Source organism: Burkholderia sp. 22088 (assembly GCF_052045915.1).
Taxonomy (GTDB): domain Bacteria; phylum Pseudomonadota; class Gammaproteobacteria; order Burkholderiales; family Burkholderiaceae; genus Burkholderia; species Burkholderia cepacia.
The window spans coordinates 77,738-96,200 of record NZ_JBQEPY010000004.1; the positions used below are offsets into that span (position 1 = coordinate 77,738).

The 18,463-nt window shown below is 67.6% G+C and carries 17 protein-coding genes; 6 read left to right on the plus strand and 11 right to left on the minus strand.

Translation table 11 applies throughout. The annotated features are described in order from the left end of the window. Nucleotides 1-7: 7 nt before the first annotated feature. From ACTJLD_RS08705 to speB, 5 genes are all read right to left on the minus strand, one after another. Entirely contained in the window at nucleotides 8-1,078 is a 1,071-nt protein-coding gene (locus ACTJLD_RS08705; RefSeq protein ID WP_440658562.1) for a porin, read from the minus strand. Nucleotides 1,079-1,238: 160 nt separating this feature from the next. Next, complete coding sequence (locus ACTJLD_RS08710; RefSeq protein ID WP_059590143.1) at nucleotides 1,239-2,669, minus strand: purine-cytosine permease family protein; 1,431 nt, start codon at nucleotides 2,667-2,669, stop codon at nucleotides 1,239-1,241. Between the two features lie 303 nt (nucleotides 2,670-2,972). Continuing rightward, nucleotides 2,973-3,650, minus strand: coding sequence for an SOS response-associated peptidase family protein (locus tag ACTJLD_RS08715; RefSeq protein WP_060173791.1), 678 nt, complete (start codon nucleotides 3,648-3,650; stop codon nucleotides 2,973-2,975). A 136-nt stretch (nucleotides 3,651-3,786) separates the two neighbouring features. Beyond that, a complete protein-coding gene (locus ACTJLD_RS08720; RefSeq protein WP_124545084.1) occupies nucleotides 3,787-4,251 on the minus strand; it encodes a GNAT family N-acetyltransferase in 465 nt (154 codons plus the stop codon). Further along, the gene (speB, locus tag ACTJLD_RS08725) at nucleotides 4,244-5,209 is read right to left on the minus strand and encodes an agmatinase (protein WP_060371688.1); all 966 of its coding nucleotides are present in this window, start codon (nucleotides 5,207-5,209) and stop codon (nucleotides 4,244-4,246) included. The genes ACTJLD_RS08720 and speB overlap by 8 nt, the downstream gene beginning before the upstream one ends. A gap of 127 nt (nucleotides 5,210-5,336) precedes the next feature. On the opposite strand from speB, the gene ACTJLD_RS08730 reads away from it, so the two are divergent. Further along, nucleotides 5,337-6,254 carry a LysR family transcriptional regulator gene (locus ACTJLD_RS08730; protein WP_175897792.1) on the plus strand — a complete coding sequence of 306 codons (918 nt, stop codon included), beginning with the start codon at nucleotides 5,337-5,339 and terminating at the stop codon, nucleotides 6,252-6,254. Between the two features lie 24 nt (nucleotides 6,255-6,278). Here the strand turns inward: ACTJLD_RS08730 and ACTJLD_RS08735 are convergent, their stop codons facing one another. Continuing rightward, complete coding sequence (locus tag ACTJLD_RS08735) at nucleotides 6,279-6,908, minus strand: NAD(P)H-binding protein (RefSeq protein ID WP_027787926.1); 630 nt, start codon at nucleotides 6,906-6,908, stop codon at nucleotides 6,279-6,281. A gap of 443 nt (nucleotides 6,909-7,351) precedes the next feature. Between ACTJLD_RS08735 and ACTJLD_RS08740 the strand changes: the two genes are divergently transcribed. Continuing rightward, nucleotides 7,352-7,480: a hypothetical protein gene (locus ACTJLD_RS08740; protein ID WP_269113145.1), complete on the plus strand. Its 129-nt coding sequence runs from the start codon at nucleotides 7,352-7,354 to the stop codon at nucleotides 7,478-7,480. A gap of 95 nt (nucleotides 7,481-7,575) precedes the next feature. On the opposite strand, the gene lpdA is transcribed toward ACTJLD_RS08740, so the two are convergent. The 5 genes from lpdA to ACTJLD_RS08765 form a co-directional block, all read right to left on the minus strand. Further along, the gene (gene lpdA / locus ACTJLD_RS08745; protein ID WP_226150376.1) at nucleotides 7,576-8,967 is read right to left on the minus strand and encodes a dihydrolipoyl dehydrogenase; all 1,392 of its coding nucleotides are present in this window, start codon (nucleotides 8,965-8,967) and stop codon (nucleotides 7,576-7,578) included. 5 nt (nucleotides 8,968-8,972) lie between these two features. After that, on the minus strand, nucleotides 8,973-10,310 hold the full coding sequence (locus tag ACTJLD_RS08750) for a dihydrolipoamide acetyltransferase family protein (RefSeq protein ID WP_226128631.1): 1,338 nt from the start codon (nucleotides 10,308-10,310) through the stop codon (nucleotides 8,973-8,975). A 1-nt stretch (nucleotide 10,311) separates the two neighbouring features. Continuing rightward, complete coding sequence (locus tag ACTJLD_RS08755; RefSeq protein ID WP_034195800.1) at nucleotides 10,312-11,352, minus strand: alpha-ketoacid dehydrogenase subunit beta; 1,041 nt, start codon at nucleotides 11,350-11,352, stop codon at nucleotides 10,312-10,314. Nucleotides 11,353-11,354: 2 nt separating this feature from the next. After that, nucleotides 11,355-12,587 carry a 3-methyl-2-oxobutanoate dehydrogenase (2-methylpropanoyl-transferring) subunit alpha gene (locus ACTJLD_RS08760; RefSeq protein WP_027787930.1) on the minus strand — a complete coding sequence of 411 codons (1,233 nt, stop codon included), beginning with the start codon at nucleotides 12,585-12,587 and terminating at the stop codon, nucleotides 11,355-11,357. Between the two features lie 406 nt (nucleotides 12,588-12,993). After that, entirely contained in the window at nucleotides 12,994-13,620 is a 627-nt protein-coding gene (locus ACTJLD_RS08765) for a flavin reductase family protein (protein WP_440658566.1), read from the minus strand. 954 nt (nucleotides 13,621-14,574) lie between these two features. Here ACTJLD_RS08765 and ACTJLD_RS08770 point away from each other — a divergent pair. The 4 genes from ACTJLD_RS08770 to ACTJLD_RS08785 are packed head-to-tail and all read left to right on the plus strand — an operon-like array spanning nucleotide 14,575 to nucleotide 18,456. Continuing rightward, complete coding sequence (locus ACTJLD_RS08770) at nucleotides 14,575-15,600, plus strand: LacI family DNA-binding transcriptional regulator (protein ID WP_440658568.1); 1,026 nt, start codon at nucleotides 14,575-14,577, stop codon at nucleotides 15,598-15,600. A 60-nt stretch (nucleotides 15,601-15,660) separates the two neighbouring features. Beyond that, the gene (locus ACTJLD_RS08775; RefSeq protein ID WP_111999633.1) at nucleotides 15,661-16,689 is read left to right on the plus strand and encodes an ABC transporter substrate-binding protein; all 1,029 of its coding nucleotides are present in this window, start codon (nucleotides 15,661-15,663) and stop codon (nucleotides 16,687-16,689) included. A gap of 17 nt (nucleotides 16,690-16,706) precedes the next feature. Further along, entirely contained in the window at nucleotides 16,707-17,531 is an 825-nt protein-coding gene (locus ACTJLD_RS08780) for an ABC transporter permease (RefSeq protein ID WP_059695522.1), read from the plus strand. Between the two features lie 10 nt (nucleotides 17,532-17,541). Then, nucleotides 17,542-18,456: an ABC transporter permease gene (locus ACTJLD_RS08785; protein WP_136469960.1), complete on the plus strand. Its 915-nt coding sequence runs from the start codon at nucleotides 17,542-17,544 to the stop codon at nucleotides 18,454-18,456. The last annotated feature ends 7 nt before the right edge of the window (nucleotides 18,457-18,463 follow it).

The window sequence follows — 18,463 nt, forward strand, 5'->3', positions numbered from 1 at the left end:
GGCAACGTCAGAAGCGATGCACGATGCCGAGCTGCACGCCGCGCGCATTCGCGCCCGGATACGCGAGCGGCAGGCCGGGGTTCGCCGCACCGGCGAGCGTGTAGCCGGCCTGGTTGCGGTTGCGCAGGTACGACAGCGCGCCGTAGAAGCTCGTGCGCTTCGACAGGTCGTACTCGTACATCAGCCCGAGCTGGTCCGCATTGTTGCCTTGCGACGACTGGTCGTGCAGATACGCGTAGCCGAGCGCCACGTAGTTCGCCGGATTGAACTGGTATTTGACCGACAGCCCGTACACGCGCGTATCGATGCCGAGATCGGCCCACTTCACCGCGGAAAAACCGCCGTATACGGTCGCCTTGCCGATCTCGTACGACGCACCGGCCATGATCGTACGATCGGTCGTGGTCGCCGTCGCGTTCTTCAGCCACTGGCCGGCGACGAACGCGCCGAATGGCCCGTGTTCGTAAGTCAGGTCGAACTGCTGGCTGGCGCCCGCCGAGCGCACGCCGCCCGCATCGCCGAACCCGAAGTACAGCCCGCCCTGGAAGCCGGCGATCTCCGGGCTCTGGTACGACAGCGTATTGCTGGTGCGGAACGCGAACACGGTCAGGTTGTCCATGCCGGACGCCTGCGTGACACCGCCGAACGCATCCTGCCCGCCCTGGTCGTTGAACAGCGGCGAATTCTGGCGGCCCGCGCGCACCTTGCCCCACTGCCCCGCGATGCCGACCCACGCCTGCCGGTTGAACAGGCTGCCCGAACTTGCCAGCGAGCCGTCGTTCGGGTTGAAGCCGTTCTCCAGCGCGAACTCGATCTTCTGCCCGCCGCCGATATCCTCGCCGCCCTTCAGCCCGAACCGGCTGCCCCACTGGCCGCCCGAACCGATCGCCGCCGTATAGCCGTTGCCCGTGTTCACGTACTGCGCGAACTCGTCGATCACGCCGTACAGCGTGACGCCGTCCTGCGCGAGCGCCGCGCCCGATCCGGCGGCGCACGCCGCCGCCACCGTCACGCGAAGACCGGCGTGCACCATCCGCGCCCGGGAGTCGCTGCCGCGGGCTGTCGTTTTCTTGGTCATACTATTCAATAGCCTGAGAATGAAACGACACCGCGCGCGGCAGCCGCGCCGCACCGGCATCGTCGAAAGGGAAACGTGTGGAAGAACCCGGCGCAGGCAGCGCCCGGCTCGCGCGGCATTCAGGCCGGCAGCCGGCCGGCCCGATGCGCGTGACGTGTCGTCAGTGGTGAACTTCGCCGCGTTCGAGCGGCAGGATCAGGCGTTCGGGAATGCTGCGGCGCGACGCGCGCGCGCCGATGTAATACAGCACGGCCGGCACGATCAGCCCGAGGATCCACGAGATGTCGGTGCCGCCGAGCGCGTCGACGAGCGGGCCCGTGTAGATGTGCGTCGACATGAACGGCAACTGCACGAGGATGCCGACCACGTAGATCGTGATCGCCATCACGTTCCAGCGGCCGTAGCGGCCGTCCGGATCGGACAGCGCCGGCACGTCGTAGCGCGAGCGCGTGAAGCAGTAGTAGTCGACCAGGTTGATCGCGCTCCACGGCGTGAAGAACGCGAGCAGGAACAGGATGAACGCGGTGAATTCCTTCAGGAACGAATGGCGGCCCGCGAGCGCGATGAGCGTGGAGACGCAGATCATCCCGAAGATGTAGACGAGGCGGCTCTTCGACGACACGGCGCCCTTGCCGCGGAAGCCGCTGACGATCGTCGCCATCGACATGAAGCTGCCGTATGCGTTGAGCGCCGTCACCGTCACCTTGCCGAACGCGATGCTGAAGTACAGCAGTGCGGCCACGGCGCCGGTCGAGCCGAGGCCGACGATATACGCCACCTCATGGTGCGCGAACTGGCTGCCGGCCAGTGCGGCCGCGAACACGCCGAACACCATCGCCGCCTGCGCGCCGATCACCGAGCCCAGGCCGACCGCGAGAAACGTCGCGACCGACGACGTCGAGCGCGGCAGGTAACGCGAGTAGTCGGCGACGTACGGACCGAACGCGATCTGCCACGACGCGGACAGCGACATCGAGAGCAGGAAGCTCGCGAGCGAGAAATGCCGGTTCGCGAGCAGCGCGCCGATGTCGTGGTTCGCGAACAGCTGCGTGAACATGTAGACGAACGCGGCGATGCCGATCACGCTCGCGACCCGGCCGACGGCATGGATCGCGCGATAGCCGAACACGGTCAGCACGACGATCACGGCCGCGAACAGCAGGATGCCGGCCGCGTCGTCGACGTGCAGCAACTGCGCGACAGCCTGCCCGGCCAGTACCGAACCGCTCGCGGAAAAACCGATGTACATCAGGCACACGAGCACGATCGGGATCATTGCGCCGTAGACGCCGAACTGCACGCGGCTCGAGATCATCTGCGGCAACCCGAGCTGCGGCCCCTGCGCGCCATGCAGCGCCATCACCGCGCCGCCGACGAACTGGCCGAGCAGCAGCGCGACCAGCGACCAGAACACGTCGCCGCCGAGCACGACCGCGAGCGCGCCCGTGACGATGGCCGTGATCTGCAGGTTGGCCGACAGCCACAGGGTGAACTGGCTCAGCAGGCCGCCGTGGCGCTCGGCGTCGGGAATGAAGTCGATCGAACGGACTTCGATCAGGCCGCCGGCTTTTCCACTGGGATTCGTTGACACGGGCAAATCTCCAAAATACTCAGGATCACAAATGGTTCGAACAAGACGGGAAGCTGCGAGCCGCCCTTTCGGCTCTGCGGGTGCGGGGCGCCGTGGATCGCCGGCATGCGCCACGCACGCACGGTTTGCGCGCTGGCGCGCAAGCGGCACGACGTGTGCCGACATTGCCAGCGGATGATCTTGTATATACAACTTGCGAGATATCGGGGATTACCCGGTATCAGCCGATTTTCGAAATCGTCCGAACAATCGGCACAGCTTCGGCCGGTTTTATCGAAAGCAGAACGTCGGAATAATGAAAGCTCAGGTGCGCGCGGGCGACGCCTGATCGGGTTCGGCCGTCATGTCGGCGGCCGGGAGCACGGTCAGCATGCGTCGAGCTGCCTCGATGTCGCGCACGTGCAGCCACTCGTCGTAATCGTCGCGGCGCAGGATCACGACGCCCCGCTTCTCTTCGCCGGGCCGATGCATCCGCGCGAACAGCGGGTGCGCGTCGGCGTTGACCGTGAGCATCGCCATGCCCACGCGTTCGCGGCCGTCGGCGCCTTCGTAGCGCCGCCAGATGCCGGCGACGCAGCACGGTTGCCAGCCGGCGACGCCGATCCGGTGCCACACGTTGCGACCGGTTTCGTAACAGGGCTCGACGATCCAGCGCACCGGAATCAGGCAGCGCTGGCCGTTGCGCCACGCGGTGCCGTAGAGCCGCGACGAGCCGACCGTTTCCGCCCGCGCGTTCACCGTATCGAGTTTCTTTCTTTTTCGACCGTTCTCGTCGACCCGCTCGGGCTGCATGAATTTCGGCCAGAAACCGAACACGGCCGCGACGACCTCGAGGCCGTCGCCGTCGGCGCGCGCGACCGGCGCCGCGTAGTCGGGATACACGTCTGGTGCCCAGGGATCGCGGCGGAACAGGTCGCCGATCCCGATCTTCAGTTCGCTGATGCCCGGGTCTTCATCGGGAGCGCGGTAGTGGGTGCACACGGCTCGGTGGACGGTGGAAGCGATGTCTCCATCGTAGGTCAGCGCAGGCGCCGCGGTCACGCGATCGCTTGGTATGACGAAACAGTTTTACGAAGCGATGGATCGACGCAGCGCCTGGCGCCTCCGACGTGTGCCGTCATGCGTGCCGCGCGATCCGCAGCGTCAGGATTTCGTCGCCGGCTTCGTCGAGCTTGCCCGTCGGCGTCCAGCCCAGATGCCGGTAGAAGCCGTACGAGCGCGACGCCGGATCGGTCGAGCACCCGAGAAACAGCGACGTGAAACCGTTCGCGGCGAACGCGTCGATCACCTGCTGCAGCAGCCGCTTGCCGATCCCCGCCCCCTCGTATTCGGGCAGGATCGCGAGCACGACGATCTCGCCCGATCCGGTGTCGCCGAAGCAGTAGCCGACCATGCGCCCGTTCGCGCAGCAGACCCGGCCCGAGACCAGGCCGTCCCGGATGCCGTCGCCCCAGCTTTCGACGGTGATGCCGAGGTCGCGCAACTGCGCGTCGGTGAATGCGTTCTCGCGCGTCTTGCCGCGCAGTTCGATGCACGCGGCCGCATCGTCGGGAACGGCCTCGCGCCAGGTGAGTTCAGTCATCGTTCGATTTTTCCGTGGTGCGCCGGCGCGACGCATACAGGCAGATCAGCTCCAGCGCGATCGTCGCGCCGGCCAGCGACGTGATTTCCGCATGATCATACGGCGGCGACACTTCGACCACGTCCATGCCGACCAGGTTGATGCCCTCCAGGTGACGCAGGATCTCGAACGCCTGATGGCTCGACAGCCCACCCGAGACCGGCGTCCCCGTGCCCGGCGCGAACGCGGGATCGAGGCAGTCGATGTCGAACGTCAGGTACACGGGATGATCGCCGACCCGGTCGCGAATGCGCGCGGCGATCGCGGCGGGCGTCGACGCATGCACGTGACGCGCATCCTGGATGTCGAAGCCCATCGGCGCGTCGTTGGTCGTCCGGATGCCGACCTGGGCCGACCGTCCGGGCACGACCCATCCTTCCCGCGCCGCGTGATAGAACATCGTCCCGTGATCGATGCGCTTGACGTCGCGATCGGGCCACGTGTCGGTGTGTGCATCGAAATGCACGAGCGACAGCGGCCCGTGCACTTTCGCGTGCGCCTTCAGCAGCGGATACGTGATGAAGTGATCGCCGCCGAGCGTCAGCATCGCGCAGCCGCGCGCGAGGATTCCGTCGGCATGCCGCTCGATCGCGCCCGGCACCGATTCGGGCTGCCCGAGATCGAACGCGCAATCGCCGTAGTCGACCGCGGCCAGCACGTCGAACGGATCGAACGACCACGGCCACGGGCGCTCCCACGCGATGCCCGTCGACGCGATCCGCAACCCGCGCGGGCCGAAGCGCGTGCCGGGCCGGTGCGATGCGGCGGAATCGAACGGCACGCCCGTGATCGCGAGGTCGACGCCGTCGAGATCGCGGCTGAAACGCCGGCGCATGAAGCTCGTCGCGCCCGCGAAGGTCGGCTCGGCCTGCGTGCCGTAGAGGCTGTCGCGCGTGAATGCGAAATCGTTCTGGCTCATCGTCGGCTTCCTGTCTGAAGGGGGACGGCCGCGCGGCTGGCGACCTCGTGCCCGATTCTGCCGCCCCGGCATCCGACGAAAAATATGAACTAACATAAGCCGACTTCACGAAACGCGATGTATCGCCATGCTGACCCGATTGAGAGACATGGATGTGCAGTTGCTGCGGCTCTTTCTGACGATCGTCGAAAGCGGCGGCTTCAGCGCCGCGCAAGGCACGCTCGGCATGGCGCCCTCGACCATCAGCACGCAGATGGCCAAGCTCGAGACGCGTCTCGGGTTCCGGCTGTGCGATCGCGGCAAGAGCGGCTTCCGGCTGACGCCGAAGGGCGAACGCGTGCTGCAGTCGACGCGGCGGCTCCTGCACGCGATGGACGTGTTCACGCGCGATACGCAGCACGTGTCGGGCACGTTGCTCGGCGAGCTGCGTATCGGGCTGTCCGAGAGACTGGCGCCGGACGTCGTCGAATCGATCGCGGCCGGCGTCGGCCGCTTTCGAGAACGGGCGCCGGACGTGCTGATCGAGATGGTCGCGGTACCGCCCGACGAGCTGGAACGCCGGCTGCTGAAAAGCGAACTCCAGCTCGCGATCGGCTATTTTTCCGGCCACCAGGCCGGCCTGCACTACACGCCGCTGTTCGTCGAACACCAGTCGCTGCACTGCGGCGCCCGGCATCCGCTGTTTGCGAAAAAGACCGTGTCGGTCAACGACATCGCGGGCGCGAGCAACGTCGCGCGGCTCTACAAGACGAACACGTCGGGTGCGGCGCTGCGCAACGCGCAGCCGACCGCGTTCTCCGAAAACGTCGACGCGGACGTGATCTTCATCCTGTCCGGCGCGCACGTCGGCTTCCTGCCCGACCATGTCGCGGCGCCGTGGGTCGCCGCCGGGAAGATGCGCCGGCTGCTCGCGAGCAAGCTGAGCCATACGGTCGAATTCCAGCTCGCGACACCGCGCAACTGCGACGGCAGCGAAGCGCTGGAAGCGTTCACGGCGGCGCTCGCCGAACAGTTCGGCGAGCTCGACGGCTTCGCGGGCTCGTGACCGGCGCGCGCCGCCCGTTGCGCGTCAGGCGAGCCGGTCGGACGCGATGACCTGCACGCCCGGCCGCGCGTCGATCGCCGCGTCGAGCAGCGCGCGGGCAATCCGCGACGCGGGATTCACGCGCCACTTCGCCGGCAACACGGGGCGGGCCGCGTTCAACGCGAACACCAGCAGCCGCTCGCCGAGCCTGAATTCGTCGCGGCTGCCGCCGATCAGCCCGGGCCGCACATACGTGAGCGACGCGAACCCGACGCCGGCGAGCGCCTGCTCGACCTCGCCCTTCACGCGGTTGTAGAAGATGCTCGATGCCGGGTCCGCACCGAGTGCGGAATTCAGGACGTAAGCCGGGGTGCCGTGGCGGTGCGCGAGCCGCGCGACCGCGAGCGGATAGTCGTGGTCGACGCGCCGGAACGCCGCCTTCGAGCCGGCGGCCCGCATCGTGGTGCCGAGCGTGCAGATCACGGCATCGGCATGCCACCAGTCGGCCGCGTCGGGCAGATGATCGAAATCGACCTCGAGCGCGCGCATCTTCGGGTGCGGCGACAACGGGCGGCGCGCGAGGACGATCACCTGATCGACCCGCGCATCGGCGAGCGCGACTTCGAGGACGTGACGCCCGACGAGTCCGGTCGCGCCGACGAGCAGCAATTTCATGTCCGGTTCTTCCGTGTGGAGCCTGCGTTGGCGGAGCGGGAACGCCCCGGTTTCCGGCTTCCCACATGATCGTCGGCCGACTCGGCACCGACAAGCGCCCAACATCTCGAAAAGTTACAGGCCGTGCTCATTTCCTGTCTCTGACTTGACGCGGCACGACTCCCGCTAGGCTTCGTCGACGCTTCGGTTCCGCGTACATTCGAAATTTTTATCGCATCAAAGCGCTCGAAATTGATATTTATTCGACATTGATACGACAAATGACGCGGCCAATGAAAAAGAGAACATTCATTTTTCGCCGTCTTTCGAACAAGATGCCGGCGTACGCTACGACCCGGCCGTCTCGTGTCGCGACACGCTCCAGCGTTCGTATGCCTGCGAGAACGACGACATGTCGCTGAATCCCGGTTCCTGCGCGATTTCCTTGATCGACAGCCGCCCAGGTGACGAAGCTGGAGAACACGGGCCGCTATCCGATCGAGCAGCCCGGGCTGCCGCAGATGGTCGATGCGATCGATGCGTTCTGTCGCGACGTGACGGCGCCTCACGTCGACCTGCGCGCGCCGTCATGACGAAGGCGCAAGCGCTAGCGCGGAAGCCGGCGCCTCAAACGAAAAGCCGCCGGTGCGCACGCTGCGCACCGGCGGCCCCCTGTCACACCGGCCCGTCAGACATGCAACGCATGCCCGAGCGCACGCAGCGCGGCCTCCTGCAGTGCTTCACCCAGCGTCGGATGCGCATGGATCGTGCCGCCGATGTCCTCCAGCCGCGCACCCATCTCCAGCGACTGCGAGAACGCCGCGGCCAGCTCCGACACGCCGCGCCCGACCGCTTGCCAGCCGACGATCAGGTGGTTGTCGCGCCGCGCGACCACGCGCACGAAGCCGTCGGTCGCCTGCAGCGTCATCGCGCGCCCGTTCGCCGCGAACGGGAACGACGCGCTCACGCAATCGACACCGGCCGCCCGCGCATCGTCCGGCGACCAGCCGGCCGTGACGATCTCCGGATCGGTGAAGCACACGGCCGGGATCGATGCGGGCATGAACTTGCGGCGCTTCCCGGCGATCAGCTCGGCCACCATCTCGCCCTGCGCCATCGCGCGATGCGCGAGCATCGGCTCGCCGGCCACGTCGCCGATCGCCCAGACGTTGCGCATCGACGTCCGGCATTCGTCGTCGATCCACAGCGCGCGGCCGTTGCGATCGAGCGGCAACGACTCGAGCCCGAAGCCGTCGACGCGCGGCCGGCGGCCAACCGCAACCAGCACGCGATCGGCCGGCAGCGCCTGCTCCGCGCCGTCGGCGGCCTGCACGCGCACCGCGCCGTGCTCCGCCAGGCCGAGCACCTTGTGGCCGAGCAGCAGCCGCACGCCGAGCCGCGCGAGCGAATCGGCAACCGGCCGCGCGAGTTCGGCATCGTACGCGGGCAACACGCGCTCCGCCGCTTCGACGACACTCACGTCGACGCCGAGCTTGCGATAGACGATCCCGAGTTCGAGCCCGATGTACCCGGCCCCGACCACGACCAGCCGCTTCGGCAGGGTCGTGGGCGACAGCGCCTCGGTGGACGACACGACATGCCCGCCGAACGGCATCGACGGCAGCGCGACCGGTTCGGAACCGGTCGCGAGCAGCAGGTGCTCGCAGCTGATCCGCGTCGTGTGGCCGCCGGCGACGACGTCGACGGTCTTGCCGTCGACCACCTGTGCGTCGCCGTGCAACACGCGCACGCCGTTCTTCTTGAGCAGCGCGCCGACGCCGCGCGTGAGCCGGTCGACGATACCGTCCTTCCATGCGACGCTTTTCGCGATGTCGATCTCGGGCGTGCGCACGCGAATCCCGAGCGCGCCCTCGCCTGCATGGCCGCGCGCCTGTTCGAATGCGTCGGCCACGTGGATCAGCGCCTTCGACGGAATGCAGCCGATGTTCAGGCACGTGCCGCCGAGGCGGTCGCGCTCGACGAGCACGGTCGGGATGCCGAGCTGGCCGGCGCGAATCGCGGCGACGTAGCCGCCCGGGCCGCCGCCGATCACCAGTAGCGTGGTGTGTTCGTTCTTCATTGCGCTCACTCCACGAACAGCAGTGCCGGGCGTTCGAGCACCGCGCGCACCGCCTGGATGAATTCCGCCGCGTCCGCGCCGTCGACGACACGATGGTCGAACGACGACGACAGGTTCATCATCTTGCGTGCGACGACCGCGCCGTCGCGGATCATCGGCCGCTCGACGATCCGGTTCACGCCGACGATGCCGACCTCGGGATGATTGATGACCGGCGTCGACACGATGCCGCCGAGCGCGCCGAGGCTCGAAATCGTGATCGTCGAGCCGCTCAGTTCGTCGCGTTGCGCGCGGTTCGTGCGCACCGCGTCGGCGAGCCGCGCGATCTCGGCGGAAATCGACCACACGTCCTTCGCTTCCGCGTGACGCAGCACCGGCACCGTGAGGCCGCTGTCCGTCTGCGTCGCGACGCCCATGTGCACCGCGCCATAGCGCGTGACGACCCCCGCTTCGTCGTCGAAACGCGCGTTGATCTGCGGAAAGTCGCGCAACGCGATCACCATCGCGCGGATCAGCAGCGGCAGCGGCGTGAGCTTGCCGCGCGTGTCGCCGTAGCGGCGGTTCAAATCCGTACGCAACGATTCGAGCTCGGTGACGTCGATCTCCTCGACGTAGCTGAAGTGCGGAATGCGGCGCTTCGCTTCCTGCATCTTGCGCGCGATCGCGCGCCGCAAGCCGATGACCGGCACCTCGGTTTCATCGTTGCGTTCGTCGTAGCCGTGCGCCCGCGATCCGCGAGCGCCGCGCGCCGCACCGCCGCCGCTGCCCGCATACGCATCGAGATCCGCGTGCAGGATCCGTCCGGCTTCCCCCGTGCCGCGCACATAACGCAGCTCGATGCCCATGTCCCATGCGCGCTGGCGCACGGCCGGCGACGCGAGCGGCCGTTCACCCGGCGCGAGTGCCGCGCGCGGCGGCTCCACGTGCTCCTTGCGTTCGGCCTGCTTCGCGTGACGCGGCTCCGCAGGCGCGTGCTTCGTCGCCGGCCTGGCGGGCGACTCTGCCGGCGCGTCGGCCACCGCCGTCGACGGCGCGGCCGCGACCGGTGCGGTTTCTACCTTTGATTCCCGCACCGGTGCGCCGGCCTTCAGGTTGCCGGCACCTTCGACCTCGAGGCGGATCAGCTCGCTGCCGACCGCCATCATCTCGCCGATCCGGCCGCCGAGTTCGATCACCTTGCCCGTCACCGGCGACGGAATCTCGACCGCCGCCTTGTCGGTCATCACATCGGCGAGCGGCTGGTCTTCCTTGATCGTCTGCCCGACTTCCACGTGCCAGGCCACCAGTTCGACCTCGGCAATCCCTTCGCCGATATCCGGCATCTTGATGACATGAATCCCCATCTCACGCCTCCATCACGCGTCGCAACGCTTCACCGACCCGGGCCGGGCCCGGAAAGTACGCCCACTCCTGCGCATGCGGATACGGCGTGTCCCAGCCCGTCGTGCGCTCGACCGGCGCCTCGAGGTGGTAGAAGCAATGTTCCTGGACCAGCGACACCAGTTCCGCCCCGTAACCGCAGGTGCGCGTCGCCTCGTGCACCACGACGCAGCGCCCGGTCTTGCGCACCGACGCGACGACCGTGTCGAGGTCGAGCGGCCACAGCGTGCGCAGGTCGATCACCTCCGCATCGATGCCCGTCTCCTCGGCCGCGGCGAGCGACACGTGCACCGTCGTGCCGTAGGTCAGCACCGTCACGTCGTTGCCGGGACGCACCACGGCGGCCGTATCGAGCGGCACCGTGTAGTAGCCCTCGGGCACCGCGCTCGACGGATGCTTGAGCCACGACGTGACGGGCCGGTCGTGATGGCCGTCGAACGGCCCGTTGTACAGCCGCTTCGGCTCGAGGAAGATCACCGGATCGTCGTTCTCGATCGACGCGATCAGCAGCCCTTTCGCGTCGTACGGATTCGACGGCATCACCGTGCGCAGCCCGCACACCTGCGTGAACATCGCCTCCGGGCTCTGGCTGTGCGTCTGGCCGCCGTAGATGCCGCCGCCGCAGGGCATGCGGATCGTCATCGGTGCGGTGAACTGGCCGGCGGAGCGATAGCGCAGCCGCGCGCCTTCCGACACGATCTGGTCGGATGCCGGGTAGAAATAATCGGCAAACTGGATCTCGCACACCGGGCGCAGCCCGTATGCGCCCATCCCCACCGCCGCGCCGACGATCCCGCTTTCGGAGATCGGCGCATCGAACACGCGCGACTTCCCGTATTTGTTCTGCAATCCTTCGGTACAGCGGAACACGCCGCCGAAATAGCCGACGTCCTGCCCGAACACGACCACGTCGCTGTCGCGCCCGAGCATCACGTCCATCGCCGAGCGCAGCGCCTGGATCATCGTCATCGGCTGCGTTGCCGTGCCTGTCTCGTGTTGCGCCATGATCATGCTCCCAGTTCCTGGCGCTGGCGGCGCAGGTGCGCGGGCAGCTCCTTGTAGACGTCGTCGAACATCGAGGCCGGCGACGGAATCCGGTCGTCGGCCAGCGTGCCGAATTTCTCCGCTTCCTTCTGCGCGGCGATCACCTCGGCCTCGAGCTCGGCCGTCAATGCCTCGTGCGCGCTGTCCGACCAGATGCCCTTGACGATCAGGTGACGCTTGAAGCGTTCGACGGGATCGCCGAGCGGGAAGTGGGACCAGTCGTCGCTCGGCCGGTACTTGGTCGGATCGTCCGACGTCGAATGCGCGCCCGCACGATAGGTCACCCACTCGATCAGCGTCGGGCCGAGATTGCGGCGCGCACGTTCGGCCGCCCAGCTCGACGCCGCGTAGATCGCGAGGAAGTCGTTGCCGTCGACGCGCAGCGACGCGATCCCGCAGCCGACGCCGCGCCCCGCGAACGTCGTGCCCTCGCCGCCCGCGATCGCCTGGAACGTCGAGATCGCCCACTGGTTGTTGACGACGTTCAGCACGACCGGCGCGCGGTACACATGCGCGAACGTGAGCGCGGTGTGGAAGTCGGATTCGGCCGTCGCGCCGTCGCCGATCCACGCGGACGCGATCTTCGTGTCGCCCTTGATCGCCGACGCCATCGCCCAGCCGACCGCCTGGATGAACTGCGTCGCGAGGTTGCCGGAAATGGAGAAGAAGCCCGCGTCGCGGTCCGAGTACATCACGGGGAGCTGGCGGCCCTTGAGCGGGTCGCCCTCGTTCGACATCAGCTGGCAGATCATGCGCTCGAGCGGCACGTCGCGCGCGATCAGGATGCTCTGCTGGCGGTAGGTCGGGAAGCACATGTCGCCGTCGCGCAGCGCCATCGCATGCGCGGTGCCGATCGCCTCTTCGCCGAGGCTCAGCATGTAAAAGGAGATCTTCTTCTGGCGCTGCGCGATCATCATGCGCGCGTCGAAAATGCGGGTCTTGAGCATCGCGCGCAGGCCGGCGATCAGCCGCGCGTCGTCGAGATCCGGTGCCCACGGGCCGACCGCCTTGCCGCTGTCGTCGAGCACGCGCACGAGGCTGCGGGCGAGATCGGCGGTGTCCGCCGCGGCAACGTCGATCGGCGGGCGGCGAACCGCACCGGCCGGCGATAGATGCAGATAGGAAAAGTCCGTCTTGCAGCCCGGGCGCCCGGTGGGCTCCGGCACATGCAGACGCAATGGCTCTGACAGGCTCATCGTGTCGTCTCCACGCTCGATTGTGTCTCACGCTGTTTGGGAACGCGCGACCGGTTGCCGGCCTGCGCGTGGGCTGACGGGCGGATAAGCACGTCAACCTTCAAAATTTATGCCCTGCGGCGACGGACGTCGATGCCCAAGCCGCTCGATCGCGGTGAGCAGATTTGCCATGACGGGCGTCGGCGGGCCATCGGCGCGGCAGGCGGGGTAAACCCATGATGCGTTTGCGGCGCTGCGGTACCCGGCGCGCAGCGCCGGGGCATCGGCGCCGGCCGGATCGGCGCACCCGGGCTGCATGACGACACGAAGCAAAAGACCCCGCGAAATCCTGGAGATCCGCGGGGTCTTTTGTCATCCGTTCGGGCGCGTCAGCGCGCCCTTGGCGATCGTTGCGGCGTGCGACGGATCATGCGTCGGGGCGTAACAGGTCGAACCGGCTGTCGGGCTTGACGTGCACGTAGGCCGACGGGCCGCCCGCGCGCAGAATGATGCCGGCGCCGAACGTGTCGAAGAGGCCGTCCTTCAGCAGATCCTGCCGGATATGAACGGCGACGACCTCGCCGAGCACCAGCGACGCCGGCGTTTCCACGCCCTGGTGATCGCGCAGGCGAATCACGTCGGTCACCTTGCATTCGAAGTTGACCCCGCTTTCCGCCACGCGCGGCACGTCGACCAGACGCGACGGCACCGCGGTCAGGCCGCCCAGCTCGAACTCGTTCACGTCGTATGGCACCGCGGCACACGTCTGGTTCATCCGCTCGGCGAGCTCGCGCGTCGCGAGGTTCCATACGAACTCGCCGGTCTCCTGCACGTTGCGCAGGCTGTCCTTCGCGGCGACGCTCGAAAAACCGATGATCGGCGGACGGTAGTTGAATGCGTTGAAGAAGCTGTAGGGCGCGAGGTTGACCGTACCGTCGCTGCCGCGCGACGAGATCCAGCCGATCGGGCGCGGGCCCACGATCGCGTTCAAGGGATCATGTGCAAGGCCGTGGCCTTGCGACGGTTCGTAATAGTGGTGGGTCGAATCGGTCATGACGGGCGGTCTTGCGGGATGCAAACTGCGTTGGATTCCATCGGCGCATCACACGTGCCGATGACGGTAACGGCGTTCAGTACGACGTGCGCGGCCAGTATCACATGGCGTCGCATTCGCTGCCTCGAAGGGCCGATGGACGCAGACGAACCGCAAGGCGAAGTCGCGCGGGTCGAACGACCGGACAAAGGCAGCGCGACAACGGCAACGTTCCACGCTCACGCGCGTCCGGACGCACCAAAAACAAAAAACCCGCGAGCGCATGGCTTCTCGCGGGCTTTCGTACCGTCATCGAATCGCGCTGAAAGCGATCGTGGTGCCGGGGACCGGACTCGAACCGGCAAGCCAGTTAAGGCGGCGGATTTTCGTCACACTGCTTCTTTCAAAGCCGGCGTCGCGGATGCGATGCCGTTCGTGCGCTGGACTATGCCTTCACCGTCGCGCGCGGGCGTGCCTGCTGCCCATGCGCCTTAGGCGCCCCCCGTCTAGTCTCTACACCTTCCTCGCGGATGCCGCGAGGCTTGGCTCGGCGTTGCCTCGATGCGCGCATCAGGGGTTTCGCCGAATTTGAAGGGTTCTGCACCGACCGTTTCCGGCCGGGCACTCAATCTTTTAAGTCCGCTATGTTTACCAATTTCATCACCCCGGCAAGAGGGCGGACGCGATTCTACCATTGCTTGCGCATGCGTTCCCTTATTCTGCGCCGCCGCATGGCGACATCTCCCGGCGCCGCACCGATTCATCCCGTGCAATCGACGCCGTAACAGCGCCGCCCGCGATTTTCTCCCGCGCCGCAACATCCCCGATACAATCGAACCCGCGTCGTCCGGCGGCCTCCATCCGTCCGATGTTTGTGTCGTGCTTTTTTGCGAAACAGGCATCGCTTGCGTCATCGCGAAGTCACAAACGTTTTCGATAATTTCCCTGCCGAAAACGTTTACATCGCGCTAGTTAATGACCTCGACCATCAAGGACGTCGCTGCCCTCGCGGGTTTCTCGATCGCCACCGTCTCGCGCGCGATCAACGCACCGCATACCGTCAGCCCCGCCACGCTGCAGACCATCCGCACCGCGATCGACACGCTGCAATTCCGTCCGAGCCCGCTCGGCCGGCAACTGCGCGGCGAGCGCACGCGGCTCGTCGGTGTCGTCGTGCCGACGCTGTCGAACCCCGTGTTCGCCGACTGCCTGCAAGGCATCGACGAGCTCGCGACCGCGGCCGGCTTCAAGCTGATCCTGATGACGACCGAATACGACGCGGCGCGCGAGCGTCACGCGATCGAGACGCTGCGCGAGCAGCGCGTCGAAGGGCTGATCCTCACCGTCGCCGACGCGGACACGCACCCGCTGCTCGACATGCTCGACCACGAAGGCCCGCATTACGTGCTGATGCACAACGACACGCAGCGCCGCCCGTCGGTGTCGGTCGACAACCGCAGCGCCGCCTATGACGGCGTGCGCCTGCTGACCGCGCGCGGTCACCGCCGCGTGCTGATGCTGGCCGGCTCGCTCGCCGCGTCGGATCGCGCACGCCAGCGTCATCTCGGTTATGCGCAGGCACTCGAGGAAAGCGGCGTCGCCACGCTGCCGCCGGTGGAAGTCGACTTCAACGCGCCCGAGCTGCCCGACGCGGTGCTCGCGCATCTCACCGCACACGCGACGCGCCCGACCGCCCTCTTCTGCAGCAACGACCTGCTCGCGATGGTCGTGATGCGCGGCCTGCGCCGCGCGGGTTTCTCGATCCCGGACGACCTGTCCGTGCTCGGCTTCGACGGGATCGCGATCGGCGAATTGCTCGCGCCGCCGCTCGCGAGCATCGCGACGCCGAACCGCGACATCGGCCGCTACGCGTGGCAACGCCTCGTCGAATGCATCGGCGGCGCGGCAATCGAACGGTCGTCGCTGATCCTGCCGCACGTGGTGCGCGACGGCGCAACCGTCGCGCCGCCGGCCACCGACCTGCAACTGCGCAAGGCCTGAACGCGCGCACCGCCCCTGACCGCCTCACCCCAGCGCCTCACACTCGCCCGGAGACCTACCGTGTCCTTTCGCCTGACCTCGCTGCTGCGCGCGCTCGCAGCTCCCATAGCCTGCGCCGCGCTTATCGCCGGCGCGCCCGCCGCCCACGCCGACGAAACGGCGATCTGCTACAACTGCCCGCCCGAATGGGCCGACTGGGCCGCGCAGATCGCCGCGATCAAGCAGAAGACCGGCATCCGCGTGCCGTTCGACAACAAGAACTCGGGCCAGTCGATCGCGCAGCTGATCGCCGAGCAGAAAAGCCCGGTCGCCGACGTCGTCTACCTCGGCGTGTCGTCGGCGTTCCAGGCGAAGGACAAGGGCGTGATCGCGCCGTACAAGCCCGCGCACTGGAACGACATCCCCGCGAACCTGAAGGACCCGCAAGGCTACTGGTTCGCGATCCACTCGGGCACGCTCGGCTTCTTCGTGAACAAGGACGCGCTCGACGGCAAGCCGGTGCCGCGCTCGTGGGCCGACCTGCTGAAGCCGGAATACAAGGGCATGGTCGGCTATCTCGACCCGTCGAGCGCGTTCGTCGGTTATGCGGGCGCGGTCGCCGTGAACCAGGCGCTCGGCGGCAGCCTCGACAACTTCAAGCCGGCGCTCGACTGGTTCCGCAAGCTGAAGGCGAACGCGCCGATCGTGCCGAAGCAGACCGCGTATGCGCGCGTGCTGTCGGGCGAGATCCCGATCCTGCTCGACTACGACTTCGATGCGTATCGCGCGAAGTACAAGGACAGCGCGAACGTCGAGTTCGTGATTCCGAAGGAAGGCACGATCGCGGTGCCGTACGTGATGAGTCTCGTGAAGGGCGCACCGCACGACGCGAACGGCAGGAAGGTGCTCGACTTCGTGTTGTCCGACGAAGGCCAGAAGCTGTGGGCCAACGCGTACCTGCGCCCGGTGCGCGCACAGGCGCTCGGCGCCGACGTCGCGTCGAAGTTCCTGCCGGCGAGCGAATACGCCCGCGCGAAATCGGTCGACTTCGGCAAGATGGCGGCCGGCCAGCAGGCATTCGGTCAGCAGTACCTGCAAGTGATGCAGTAAGCGCCAGGACGCAACCGATGCTCGACCTGACTTTCCCGCTGCGCTGGCGCGTCGCGCTCGTCGCGCCGGCGCTCGCGGTGTTCGCCGCGTTCTGGCTGCTGCCGATGGCGGCGCTCGTCCGGGTGTCCGCCGACGGCGCATTCTTCCCGCACTACGCGGCCCTGCTCGGCAATGCACGCTACATGAAAAGCCTCGGCGAGACCGTCGCGCTCTCCGCGGGTGTCACGCTCGCGACGCTCGCGCTGTCGACCGTCTCGGGCCTCCTGCTCGCGCGCCGCGAATTCACGGGCAAGCGCGTGCTGCTCGCGCTGCTCACGTTCCCGCTCGCGTTCCCGGGCGTCGTGGTCGGCTTCATGGTGATCATGCTCGCCGGCCGGCAGGGGCTGATCGGCATGCTGTCCGCGAAGCTCACGGGCGACAAGTGGGTGTTCGCGTACTCGGTCGCCGGGCTGTTCGTCGGCTACCTGTATTTCTCGATTCCACGCGTGATCGTCACCGTGATCGCGGCCGCGTCGAAGCTCGACGCGTCGCTCGAGGAAGCCGCGCGTTCGCTCGGCGCGTCGCCGTGGCGCATCTTCGTCGACATCGTGCTGCCGGCGCTCGCGCCGGGCCTGATCGCCGCGGGCGCGATCTGCTTCGCGACCGCGATGGGCGCGTTCGGTACCGCATTCACGCTCGCCACCGACCTGAACGTGCTGCCGATGACGATCTACACCGAGTTCACGCTGAACGCGAACATCGCGACGGCGGCCGGCCTGTCGATCGTGCTCGGCATCGTCACCTGGGCCGTGCTCGCGCTCGCGCGCCGCTTCACCGGCCACACCGCCGCCGCCGCGGCCTGAGGATTTCCGCATGCAATCGCTTTCCGGCTCTTCCGCACCGTCGCCTTCGCCGGCACCTTCGCCGGCACCTGCTCCCGCGCAGGCGAACGGCATCGCCCGCCGCGCGCCGCGCGTCACCGGCGCGCGCATGATCGCCGCGCTGCAATGGGGCGTCACGCTGCTGCTGTGCGCGTTCCTGATCGTGCCCGTCGTGATGTCGGTGCTCGCGGGCCTCACCGTCAACTACTTTCGCGGCCTGTCGAGCGGCCTCACGCTGCGCTGGCTGGAACAAGTGTGGCAGCAGTATCACGGCTCGGTCGCGCTGTCGCTCTACGTCGCGTTCGCGACGCTCGCGATCGTGCTCGTCGTCGGCGTGCCGGCCGGCTATGCGCTCGCGCGCAGCAAGCACCGCGTCGCACGCGCGATCGAGGAAGCGCTGGTGCTGCCCGTCGCGCTGCCCGGCCTCGCGTCGGCGCTCGCGCTGCTGGTCGTCTACGGCGGCTTCACCGCGTTCCGGATGAGCCTGTGGTTCATCGTCGCCGGCCACGTCGTGTTCACGCTGCCGTTCATGGTGCGCGCGGTGGCAGCCGTCGCGGCCGGTGCCGACCTGCGCACGCTCGAGGAAGGTGCGGCCAGCCTCGGCGCATCGTTCGTCACGCGCTTCGTCACGATCGTGCTGCCGAACCTGCGCCCCGGCATCGTCGCGGGCGCGCTCGCGGTGCTCACGCTGTCGATCGGCGAATTCAACCTCACGTGGATGCTGCACACGCCCGACACCAAGACGCTGCCGGTCGGCCTCGCCGATACCTATGCGTCGCTGCGCCTCGAAGTCGGCAGCGCGTACACGATCCTGTTCCTGCTGATGACGCTGCCGCTGCTCGTCGCGATGCAGTGGCTCGGCGTCGATCCATCCGGCACGCGTGCGCTCAAGAAGCGCCCGCGCTGAATTTCTC

Bases quoted from the DNA above. Each gene is read 5' to 3' on its own strand.
- ACTJLD_RS08705 (WP_440658562.1), bottom strand. From the start codon at position 1,078: ATGACCAAGAAAACGACAGCCCGCGGCAGCGACTCCCGGGCGCGGATG.
- ACTJLD_RS08720 (WP_124545084.1), bottom strand. From the start codon at position 4,251: ATGACTGAACTCACCTGGCGCGAGGCCGTTCCCGACGATGCGGCCGCG.
- speB (WP_060371688.1), bottom strand. From the start codon at position 5,209: ATGAGCCAGAACGATTTCGCATTCACGCGCGACAGCCTCTACGGCACG.
- ACTJLD_RS08730 (WP_175897792.1), top strand. From the start codon at position 5,337: ATGCTGACCCGATTGAGAGACATGGATGTGCAGTTGCTGCGGCTCTTT.
- ACTJLD_RS08735 (WP_027787926.1), bottom strand. From the start codon at position 6,908: ATGAAATTGCTGCTCGTCGGCGCGACCGGACTCGTCGGGCGTCACGTC.
- lpdA (WP_226150376.1), bottom strand. From the start codon at position 8,967: ATGAAGAACGAACACACCACGCTACTGGTGATCGGCGGCGGCCCGGGC.
- ACTJLD_RS08750 (WP_226128631.1), bottom strand. From the start codon at position 10,310: ATGGGGATTCATGTCATCAAGATGCCGGATATCGGCGAAGGGATTGCC.
- ACTJLD_RS08755 (WP_034195800.1), bottom strand. From the start codon at position 11,352: ATGGCGCAACACGAGACAGGCACGGCAACGCAGCCGATGACGATGATC.
- ACTJLD_RS08760 (WP_027787930.1), bottom strand. From the start codon at position 12,587: ATGAGCCTGTCAGAGCCATTGCGTCTGCATGTGCCGGAGCCCACCGGG.
- ACTJLD_RS08765 (WP_440658566.1), bottom strand. From the start codon at position 13,620: ATGACCGATTCGACCCACCACTATTACGAACCGTCGCAAGGCCACGGC.
- ACTJLD_RS08770 (WP_440658568.1), top strand. From the start codon at position 14,575: ATGACCTCGACCATCAAGGACGTCGCTGCCCTCGCGGGTTTCTCGATC.
- ACTJLD_RS08780 (WP_059695522.1), top strand. From the start codon at position 16,707: ATGCTCGACCTGACTTTCCCGCTGCGCTGGCGCGTCGCGCTCGTCGCG.
- ACTJLD_RS08785 (WP_136469960.1), top strand. From the start codon at position 17,542: ATGCAATCGCTTTCCGGCTCTTCCGCACCGTCGCCTTCGCCGGCACCT.